Annotated in this window: 8 protein-coding genes and 1 pseudogene; 2 read left to right on the top strand and 7 right to left on the bottom strand. The window is 72.8% G+C overall.

Going from position 1 to position 9291, the window contains the following annotated elements:
* Positions 1-14 precede the first annotated feature (14 nt).
* The gene (locus ABZS66_RS32810; protein ID WP_354764506.1) at positions 15-1526 is read right to left on the bottom strand and encodes an Hsp70 family protein; all 1512 of its coding nucleotides are present in this window, start codon (positions 1524-1526) and stop codon (positions 15-17) included.
* Positions 1527-1770: 244 nt separating this feature from the next.
* Here ABZS66_RS32810 and ABZS66_RS32805 point away from each other — a divergent pair, with 244 nt between their 5' ends.
* Positions 1771-2028 carry a hypothetical protein gene (locus tag ABZS66_RS32805; RefSeq protein ID WP_354764504.1) on the top strand — a complete coding sequence of 86 codons (258 nt, stop codon included), beginning with the start codon at positions 1771-1773 and terminating at the stop codon, positions 2026-2028.
* Between the two features lie 86 nt (positions 2029-2114).
* Here ABZS66_RS32805 and ABZS66_RS32800 read toward each other — a convergent pair whose 3' ends face one another.
* Entirely contained in the window at positions 2115-3218 is a 1104-nt protein-coding gene (locus tag ABZS66_RS32800) for a hypothetical protein (RefSeq protein WP_354764502.1), read from the bottom strand.
* A gap of 20 nt (positions 3219-3238) precedes the next feature.
* The gene (locus ABZS66_RS32795) at positions 3239-4405 is read right to left on the bottom strand and encodes a helix-turn-helix domain-containing protein (RefSeq protein WP_354764500.1); all 1167 of its coding nucleotides are present in this window, start codon (positions 4403-4405) and stop codon (positions 3239-3241) included.
* A 284-nt stretch (positions 4406-4689) separates the two neighbouring features.
* On the opposite strand from ABZS66_RS32795, the gene ABZS66_RS32790 reads away from it, so the two are divergent.
* Complete coding sequence (locus ABZS66_RS32790) at positions 4690-5874, top strand: oxygenase MpaB family protein (protein WP_354764498.1); 1185 nt, start codon at positions 4690-4692, stop codon at positions 5872-5874.
* A gap of 32 nt (positions 5875-5906) precedes the next feature.
* Here the strand turns inward: ABZS66_RS32790 and ABZS66_RS32785 are convergent.
* The 4 genes and pseudogenes from ABZS66_RS32785 to ABZS66_RS32770 all read right to left on the bottom strand — a co-directional run.
* Positions 5907-6653: pseudogene (locus ABZS66_RS32785) on the bottom strand (methyltransferase domain-containing protein); the annotation flags it as partial.
* A 44-nt stretch (positions 6654-6697) separates the two neighbouring features.
* Complete coding sequence (locus tag ABZS66_RS32780) at positions 6698-6949, bottom strand: hypothetical protein (protein WP_354764496.1); 252 nt, start codon at positions 6947-6949, stop codon at positions 6698-6700.
* A gap of 197 nt (positions 6950-7146) precedes the next feature.
* On the bottom strand, positions 7147-8097 hold the full coding sequence (locus ABZS66_RS32775) for a class I mannose-6-phosphate isomerase (protein ID WP_354764494.1): 951 nt from the start codon (positions 8095-8097) through the stop codon (positions 7147-7149).
* Positions 8094-9290 carry an ADP-dependent glucokinase/phosphofructokinase gene (locus ABZS66_RS32770; RefSeq protein WP_354764492.1) on the bottom strand — a complete coding sequence of 399 codons (1197 nt, stop codon included), beginning with the start codon at positions 9288-9290 and terminating at the stop codon, positions 8094-8096. Before ABZS66_RS32770 ends, ABZS66_RS32775 begins: the two co-directional genes overlap by 4 nt.
* Position 9291: the final 1 nt, after the last annotated feature.

Genomic DNA, 9291 nt, shown 5'->3' with positions numbered 1-9291 from the left:
ATATATCTCTTCCCCTACATCAATCTCTTCCTAACCGTGGGGTCGGGCTGCCGGGCGGGTGGCGCGGGCTGCCGGGCGGGTGGCGCGGGGAGAACATCGACGGCCGGCGGCGCCGGCGCGGCGACCGGAGAGGCGGTTGCGACGGGCACGGCGGCCACGGGGGCCGGCGTGACCACCGGCGCGGGCACCGACGCGACCACTGGCGCGGGAGTCGATGCGACGTGCGGCACTGGCCCGACGTCCGGTGCGCGAGCTGGCGCGACGACCGGCGCGGGAGCCGGTGCGACGGGCTGCGGAGCCGGCGCGACGGCCGGTGCGACGGGCGGCGCGGGTGCCGACGCACCGATCCGCGGAGCCGGTGCGACAGGCGGTGCGACGGGCGGTGCGGGGGCTAGGGCGACGGGCAGCGCGACCGATTTCGCGGGGGCGTGCAGCGCGCCCTCGGCGACGACGAGCTCGGGCTGGTCGAGCACCGTCGGCGCGATCCGCAGCGCCCGGTGCAGGAGCGTGGCGGCGAGCGGGATCCGCGACGAGCCGCCGACGAGGAAGACCCCGGCGACGTCCTCCGGCGGCACGCCCGCGGACTGCAGGACCGTGCGGGTCAGGTCGGTGGTGCGGTCCAGATGGGCCCGGGCGGCGGCCTCGAACTCGGTGCGAGTGAGATGGACGCGCCGGTCGGCCAGCGGCACGTGCAGGTCGCCGCGGGGGTGCCGGGACAGCTGCTCCTTGACCGACCGGGCGGCGGACCACAGCTGCTGCCGGGCCAGCTGGTCGGCCGCGGTCTGCGGCCAGTCCAGCCGCTGCCAGGCCGCGGCGGCGTCGGCGCCGGTCACGCCGCGGGCGTGGCGGACGACGACGGCGTCGAGGTCGAGACCGCCGACGTCTTCGAGGCCGGCCGATGCCACCACCTCGAACCCGATAGACCCGTCAGGCCCGGCAGACGTGCCAGGCCCGCTGGAGGCCGGCCGCACGACGCTGACGTCGAAGGTGCCGGCGCCGAGGTCGTAGACGACGACCGCTCGGCCCGGCCGGACCCGGTGGTCGAGCACCGTGGCGAAGTAGGCGGCGGCGGCCACCGGTTCGGGCACCAGCCGTACCGTGCCCAGGCCGGCCCGCTCGGCAGCCTCGGCGAGGATGCCCAGCCGGGCCCGCTGCCACGCCGCGGGGTGCGTCAGCACCACCTCGTCGGGCCGGCCGCCGGCGACGCGGGCGGCCTCGGCGCCGACCCGGGCCAGCACGGCGGCGATGAGGGCGCCGACCGGAACCTCGCGCTCGCCGAGCCAGACGGTGCCGTCGTCGATGCGCCGCTTCGGGTTGGCCTCCAGCCCGGCCGGCAGGCCCACCGCGGCCCGGACGGCGTCGGCCCCGACGAGCAGGTCCGCGTCGCCGTCGGCGAACACCGCCGACACCAGCAGCGGCGAGCCGTCGAAGAGCAGTGGCCGCGCCCGCCCGTCCGGGCCGGCCAGCGCGGCGACAGTGTTGGACGTGCCGAAGTCGATCCCCAACCGGTGCCCGGCCACAGTCACGCGCTCACTGTAGGGGACCGGCCACGACGTGAGCCAGGAGGCGGTCGGCGAGCTGGCTGCCCCCGTGCCTGGAGTCGGTGGTAAACCTGATGGATGGGGATGATGGGGGTGAAGGCGGTATACCGGTTAGCCGGTATAGGGGAGTTGTGCTGGCGTCGAGGTCGTACCTCAGTGGTACGAGAGAACGTGGATGTAGTAGTTCTACACCCCGTTGAACACGCCCCGTTTTGAACAGGTGATTCCCATGACGACTCGCCCGGTTGACCCGGTCCTGAGCATGGCACTGTTCGTCTCTGACGCTTCCGCATCCGGCGACCTGGACGATGTCACGGTTCGCGACACTGTGCACCGCACGCTCGACCAGCTCGGGCCGGACGAGTGCTACGCCCGCGCCGCTGAGGTGTTCGGTGACCGTCCCGAGGTGGCGCTGGGTCGCATCCAGTGGGCGCGTGAGCTGTGCGCCCGTGCGCTGACCCCGACCCTCGCCGGCGCAGCCGCCTGACGAACCGCCAGCGCCCCCACATACCAGTACGCCGAGCTGCGCTCGGCGTACTGTCGTCTCGGCCTGAGGGGCGGGCCGGGGCATCGTCAGGTGTGCGAGTGCCAGGTGTCGAACCACGTGAGCGCGTCCTCCTCCGGCACATCGACCTGGCCGGCCAGGTCGACGAGGGCCTTTCGGACCCGCTCGAAATCCGTGTCGCGGAGCTGCGCGTGGTCACGGCGGAGCTCCGTGAACGTGGCGAGGAACCTCCGCAGGGTCTGCCGGCCCCGCTCCCGCCGGCGGCAGACGCTGTACAGCGCGGTTGCGTACGCGCCGGAGGCGGTCACCCGCGCCGCGCGGCAGCACCCCCAGAACCGGAACGGGTTGTCGACGTTGGCCCGCAGCCACAGGCCCGACCGCACGTGCCGCAGGCGCAGGCTGACCGGCGTGTGGCGGTACCGGGCCCGCAGGTTCGCCGCATCGGCCCGCGAGACGCCGTCGACCAGCAGCTCGCGCAGCTCGGGCAGGTTGGGCAGACCGCCGGGGTCGCACCGGTGACCGTCGATGAGCGCGAGGCGGCGCAGCCGGGGCAGCGCCGCGAGTGCCGCGGCGTCGTCGAGCCGACCGCCGACGTCCGACCACGACACGGTGAGGTCCGTCAGGTTGGTGAGCGTCGAGAGCGGACGCAGCGTCACCCCGTGCCCGGCCGCGACGTGCAGCCGCTCCACTTCGGTGAGGCCGGGCGGGACGCCGATCCTCGACGCCGAGCCCCACGTGCGCAGGTCGAGGTGGCGCCCGGCGTCGAGCGCGGTGACGGACTCGGGCGCGGCACTCTCGCGAAGCACGCACGACCGGACGGTGTCCGGCAACGCCAGCGTGTGGACTCCGCCGCCGATCTCGACGGCGGCCACGGCGGTACCGGTGAGGTCGACCTCCGGCGGCGGCTCGCACCACACGACCGTGGTGATCCCCGGGCGGGACCCCACCGCGGCGCTGAACCCACGGTCGGCGCCCCACCAGGTGAGGGCGGTGACGTCCAGCGCGTCCAGTGCCTCCCACCGCACCGGACCGGTCATCGGTACCGGCACCGCGCTCCATGCGGACAGCTCCAGTTGCCGGATGCCGGCGGGGACGGCCACGGGTCCGGCACCGAAGTCGACTTCGACCGTCCGCGGTCCCGGGTCGCCGTCCCCGCCCGCCGATACGTCCACAGCGGCACGATACCGCCGGGTTACCGGAAGCCCAGGGCGCTCATGAGCAGCGCGGCGACGGCGTCGCGGTGTTCCGGGGTGTCCTGCCAGCGCAGTCTGCGGCCGGCCTCGACCACCACGCCGAAGCCGGCGTGGACCAGCACCCGGGCCCGGCGCGAGTCGAGCTCCGGGCGCGCCGCGCGCAGTTGCTGCTCCCATACGGCGATGTGTTCGCGCTGTGCGACGACCAGCGGCCGCTGCAGGTCGGCGGGCAGGCCGGCGAGCTCGGCGTTGGCGACGCTGGTGAGTGCGGTGTGCTCGAAGCTGTACGCCACGTAGGTCGCCGTCAGCGCGGCCACCGCGTCGTGCGGGTCGGCCGTCCCGCGGAGGTTCTGCTCCACTGCCTGGGCCAGCAGTGCCGCCGCCTGCAGGCAGGCCGCCGCCAGGATGTCGGCCTTGCCGGGAAAGTAGCGGTAGATCGCGGACGGGACCAGCCCGACGGCCTCGGCGATCCGGCCGTTCGTGACGTTGGCGAAGCCGTCGCGTTCGAACAGCGGGATGGCGGCGGCGAGGATCTCGGAGCGCCGGGTGCGTGCCACGGGCTGGGCGGGCAGGTCGACGAGGCGCGCGATGCCGGTCGCGGCCGTCGGGTCGGTCGCGACCACGCGCAGGGCGGACGCGACCAGCAGCTCTTCGAGCCGGCGTTGCGCGATCGAGGTGTGGTGCATCGTGATCGACGCGATCGCACCGAGGGCCGCCACGGTTCGCAGGTGCTCGCCGGGGAGTGGATGCTCCCGCTGTACCGCGGTCGTCACCCGGCCGACGACGTGCGCGAACTTCGCCCGGAGTACCTGCCGGTCGCCGCGCTCGAGGTACCGGGCCTCCCACCGGTAGACGCCGCCCGACGCGCGATGGGCGACGGTGACCCGGGCGGCGGCGGCGAGGACGTCCGCCAGGGAGGCTTCGGGGTGTACCTCGTCGAGCGCGGCGACGAGCCGGTCCACCATGACGTTCGCGCACTCGGCGAACAGCGCGTACTTGTTCGGGAAGTGCCGGTACAGGGCCGCCGCGGTGATGCCCACGCCGGCGGCGATCTCGTCCATGGACGCCGCGTGGTAGCCCCGCTCGCTGAACATCCGGCCGGCCGACTCGACGATGAGCTGCCTGCGGTTGCGCGGCCGGACGGCCGCGGCCGGCTCGGCGGTCACAGCGGCAACCGACCGGGCGCATGCGGGAACCGGCCGGGCGCCCCGGTCCTCGGCGGCGCGGCGACGTCCCATGGCATGTCGCCGATCCTGACACATGTCCGGGCGCCGGCCACGGCGCCGGCCGGAGGGGCCGAAATTCCCGGTGGAGACGCCTTGCCGACCGGCGGACCGCTTCGCTATGTTAACGAAGAATCTCACATCGATTGCCGTGAGATTGCCGCCGTCCGCCACGGTTTGACCCCTGCATGGGCAGTGTCCATGCCTTCAGAGAGCGGGGTAAGTTAATGAGCAATCTCAACAGACGCAGCGTCCTTACGCTCGGCGTCGCGCTGGGCCTGGTGAGCGCGGTCGGCGCTGTCCCGGCCGCGGCCGCGCCCGCCGCGGGCACCGACCCGTGGTGGGCCTGGGACGACGAGGTGGACCAGCTGGTCGCCGGCCTGCTCGACAACGGCCAGGTCCCGGCGGTCAACACCGCGATGCGGTCGTGGGTGAACAACAGCGACGCGCTGCCCAGCGGCCTGCCGGCCAACCTCAGCGCCTACCTCCAGGGTGTCAACACTCTGCCCTCCTGGGCCGACCGCACCAAGCTGCGGCTCGCCGCCGACTTCAACCGGCGCAAGGACACGTACCTGTTCATGCTGTACGGCCTCGGCAGCGGCATCATGAGCACGGTGATCCCGCGCGAGGCCAAGTCGGTCTACTGGTCCGCGGGCGGTGCCAACATGCAGGACCGCGCGGCCAAGACGTTCACCTTCGGCTACGACCTGAGCGAGCTGACCGCCTTCGAGCCCAGCGGCCAGTTCGTGGTCACCGCCAACAAGACCCGCCTGGTGCACGCCGCGGTGCGGCATCTGCTCCCGCAGTCGCCGCACTGGCGGGCGGTCGCGAACGAGCCGGGCGGGATCCCGATCAGCAACGGCGACATCCTGGTCACTTTCCACAGCCTCGGCACGTTCGTGCACAAGAAGCTCAAGGAGTGGCGCGTCCCGATGACGGCCGCAGAAGAGGCGGCCTTCCTGCACCAGTGGCAGGTCGCCATCCACCTGCTCGGCGTGCGCGACGAGTTCATCCCGCAGACGTGGGCCGCCGCGTACGCGCAGTCGGCGCAGGCGCTCACGCCGATCCTCGCCCCGACGCAGGAGGGCAAGGAGCTGGCCGAGGACCTGCTCGGGCTGACCGCGCAGATCGACCTGGGCGTCACCCGCGGCTTCCTCAACGAGTTCGTCCGCTACGTGCTCAGCAACGAGATCGGCGACTGGCTGCGCCTGCCGCGCGACTACGCGGCGGCGGCCCTCATCCGCACCGCGTGGCCCACCTACATCGCGTTCCGGGAGGGGCTCATCCCCATCGCGCCGGTCAGCTTCTACATGTTCGACCAGTTCATCCGGGCGCTGGCGATGCTGTTCCTCAACAAGGGCACCTCGGGCACGACGACGCTCATCACGATCCCCACCGGAAACCGGCCCTGAGCCGAGGAGCCGGGAGGGGTCTCCCTCCCGGCTCAGGCGATGAGCAGGCGGAGGCCGAGCTCTGCCGCGTCGAGATCGACGAGGTCGCGGTTGCGTTCGGCCCACCGGCCGGAGGCGAGGTCGGCCCGGAGGCTGTGCACCACCCGCTGCTCGGCGTCCGGCCCGACCCTGGCCCAGACCGACACTCCGCGACGGACGTCCTCGTCCAGGTATGCCTCGGGCCGGCGCCAGTAGGCCTCGAAGAAGCCGTCCGTGCAGTCCCACGGGATGGGCACCGGCTCCACGCGAGCGTCGATCGCACCGGCCAGCTCGGTCAGCGACGGCCGGCCGGCAATGATGTCCGCGACCTCGGGAAGGTAGTCGCGGGTCAGCCAGAACCGGTGGAGCCACCCGGCGGCACTGGTCTCGTGCGTGAACACCACCACGCGGCGCGCAACGCGCCGCATCTCGCGCAGGCCCGCGATCGGGTCCTGCCAGTGATGGATGGTGGCGAACGCCATCGCCGCGTCGAACGACTGGTCCTCGAACGGAAGGCACTCCGCGGCGGCAGCCACGCACGGCGCTGCGCCTGCGGGTCGCTGCGCCCGCATGAGCGCCGACGGTTCGACCGCGGTGACGTCACGGTCGGTGGGCTCGTAGGAGCCGGTGCCGGCCCCGACGTTCAGCACCGTGCGCGCGTCGCCGAGCGCGGCCCAGACCTGTGCGGCGATCCGCGGCTCGGTGCGCCGGGTCACGGTGTAGGTGGCTCCGATGGTGTCGTACAACTGCGCGCCTGGCATGTCGCCACCGTACAGCGCCGGGATCGGCGCTGCTGGCCCGTTCGTCAGGCGGCGGCGAGGGCCGGGGTCAGCGCACGGGCGCACAGCTCACGCGCCCACTGGATGCGACCCAGGGCCACCTCGGGACGGTCGCCGAACACCTCGGCGGCCCGGGCGTAGCACTCGTCCGGCCCGAGCTGGTCGAGCGTGTGGTGCACAGTGTCGCGGATGGTGGCGTCGTCCAGGTCGCCGGATGCGGAAGCGTCGGAGACGAACAGTGCCATGCTCAGGACCGGGTCAACCGGGCATGTCGTCATGGGGATCACCTGTTCAACGGGGTGTGTTCTACGGGGTGTGGAATGTCTACATCCACGTTCTCTCGTACCGTTGAGGGATACCTCGACGCCAGCACGACTCCCCGACTACGGGTTACCGCACCCGCCAGTACCTGCTAACCGGTATGCCGACATCACCCCGTTCATCCCCTTTCAGGGGGTTTGCGGCACGGTAGCAGTCAGGTGGACGCCGCGAGGCGGATCACCTCGACCTGGCCGTCCAGCAGGAGCGGGCCGGCGGCGTACGGAACCAGCAGCGTGTCCCCCCGCCGGAGCGGCAGGTCGTCGTGCTCGCCGATCAGCCGGCCCGCTCCGGCCGCCGCGATCAGCACGCTGCAGCCACGCTCCAGACGGTCGCCGCCGCGCAGGCGGCGGGCGCTGAAGAACTCGTCCGCGGCCTCGGGCAGCAGCCGGGCCGGAGTACCGCGGAGCTCGTCGAGGCGCGAGGGCGTCCAGGCGCGGCGGTCGACGCACTGCAGGGCCAGGTCGTAGCCGAGGCCCAGGTGCCCGTCGGCGAGGTCGAAGCCCTCGTACTCCAGCAGCACGGAGAAGTCGGTCGGCTCCTGGACCTCGGCCAGCAGGATGCCGTCGCCGATCGCGTGCGGCAGGCCGGCCGGGCAGAGGATCGCGTCGCCGGCCGCGACCGGGATCCGGTTGGTGGCGGCGAGCATCGCCCCGGTCTGCTGCCCGTCCACCCAGCCGGCCAGCTCGGCGGCCTCCACGTCGCGGGCAAAGCCCAGATGGACGTAGGCGTCGGGCCGCGCGGAGAGGATCACCCAGGCCTCGGTCTTCCCGTACGGCGAGGCGAGGTGCGCGGTGGCGAAGCGGCGGTCCGGGTGCACGTGCAACGGCAGCCGCTGACCGGCGTCGAGCAGCTTCACCAGCACGCCGGTGTCGGCGCGGTCCGGGCCGAGCCACCAGCGCGGGTCCGCGGCGATCGCCTCGGCCAGCACCCGGCCGTCGGCCAGGGTGGACAGGCCGGCCGGTGCGAGCCCGAACCGGCTGGTCATCGAGCCCACCCAGTCCTCGGGGCGGTCGGGCAGCGCCGGCCCGTTGCGGAACTCGGCGATCCGGCCGGCGCCGCGATAGAACGTCTCGGGCTGGTTGGCGGCCAGTGCTTCGACGGTCATCTCTGTCCCTTCAGAGCCAGCTCGGCGAGGAAGCCGCCGACGAACGTGTCGCCGAGCCCGACGGTGGTCGGGTTCTGGACGTCGAGCGCGAAGCCGGGAACACAGTCGACAGTCCCGCCCATGCGCGAGCGCAGCGCCGCCGCGAAGGCGACGGACTCGGGCCGCCGCGGCAGCCGGCGCAGGCGCTGGACGTCCTCGTCGGTGAAGTCGTCGCCGTGGCAGTAGCGGGTGGCGGCCATGACGGTGCCGGTGTCGAGGGCGTCGGCGTACTTACCGGCGCCGAGCGCCGCGGCCCAGTACTTCGTGTGCAGCACCAGCGTCGGCACCGGGATGACCGCGTGCACCGCCGTGAGCGCCTCCGCGACGTCCTCGGCCGAGAGCAGGTCGACCGGGCGCCCGAGGTACGACTGCAGCTCGTCCTCGTTCAGCCCGTACACGTCGATCTCGTCGAGCAGCGCGTCCCGGACCCGGCGGCTGAAGGCGGGCTCGTGGTACGCCGCGTCCTCGAAGTAGGTCACCGCCCCGTGCGGCAGCCGCCGCATGTGCGCCTTCAGGGCGGCGAGCCGCTCGTCGAGCTCCGCCTCGTCGCGCATGGCGTTGAACCCGGAGATCAGGAAGACCTCCGCCCGGCCCAACCGGTCGCCGAGATCGTCGGTGAGCCGCATGTCGCCGTTCGCCGGGTCGTTGACGTAGATCAGGCGGTTCGGGAACGGCGCGATGATGTCGATGTCGCCCGCCCGGACCCGCAGGCCCTTGTCGTACTGAACGATCAGGTGCGGGTAGAAGGTGTCCCCGGTACCGCTGTTGATGTACTCGCCGTCCGCCGGCAGCAGCCGGCGGAAGGTGTCGTTGACGCTGACCAGGTGCAGCGTCGACGGCACGCCGAGCCGGCTCATCAGGATCCCGGCCCGCACCGAGGTGCCGCCCAGGGTCTCCCGATGCGGGAACCGGTTCGCGAAGGTCGACAGCGCCGGGGCGGAGGCGACGAAGTGCTCGCCGCCTCCGCCCCGGGCCACGTATCCGAGGATCGACACCACGAGGTCCCGCTCACTGGTCACCGTGGCCGGCGACGTCAGTTCCGCGGCGACGATGCCGTGCTCGGCGACGAGCTGCTCCAGCACGCCGGCGGTCAGCTTCAACTCGTAGTCGACACAGCCGCCGAGGCCCAGGAGTACACGGGACGCGTCGGCCATG

It is taken from the genome of Dactylosporangium sp. NPDC005572 (assembly GCF_040605515.1).
Classification (GTDB): Bacteria; Actinomycetota; Actinomycetes; order Mycobacteriales; family Micromonosporaceae; genus Dactylosporangium.
Note: the sequence above shows the minus strand (reverse complement) of the source record. Positions and strands in the feature narration are given on the sequence as shown.

Coding starts and splice junctions, on each gene's coding strand:
- ABZS66_RS32805 (WP_354764504.1), top strand. CDS start 1,771: ATGACGACTCGCCCGGTTGACCCGGTCCTGAGCATGGCACTGTTCGTC.
- ABZS66_RS32790 (WP_354764498.1), top strand. CDS start 4,690: ATGAGCAATCTCAACAGACGCAGCGTCCTTACGCTCGGCGTCGCGCTG.
- ABZS66_RS32780 (WP_354764496.1), bottom strand. CDS start 6,949: ATGACGACATGCCCGGTTGACCCGGTCCTGAGCATGGCACTGTTCGTC.
- ABZS66_RS32775 (WP_354764494.1), bottom strand. CDS start 8,097: ATGACCGTCGAAGCACTGGCCGCCAACCAGCCCGAGACGTTCTATCGC.
- ABZS66_RS32770 (WP_354764492.1), bottom strand. CDS start 9,290: ATGGCCGACGCGTCCCGTGTACTCCTGGGCCTCGGCGGCTGTGTCGAC.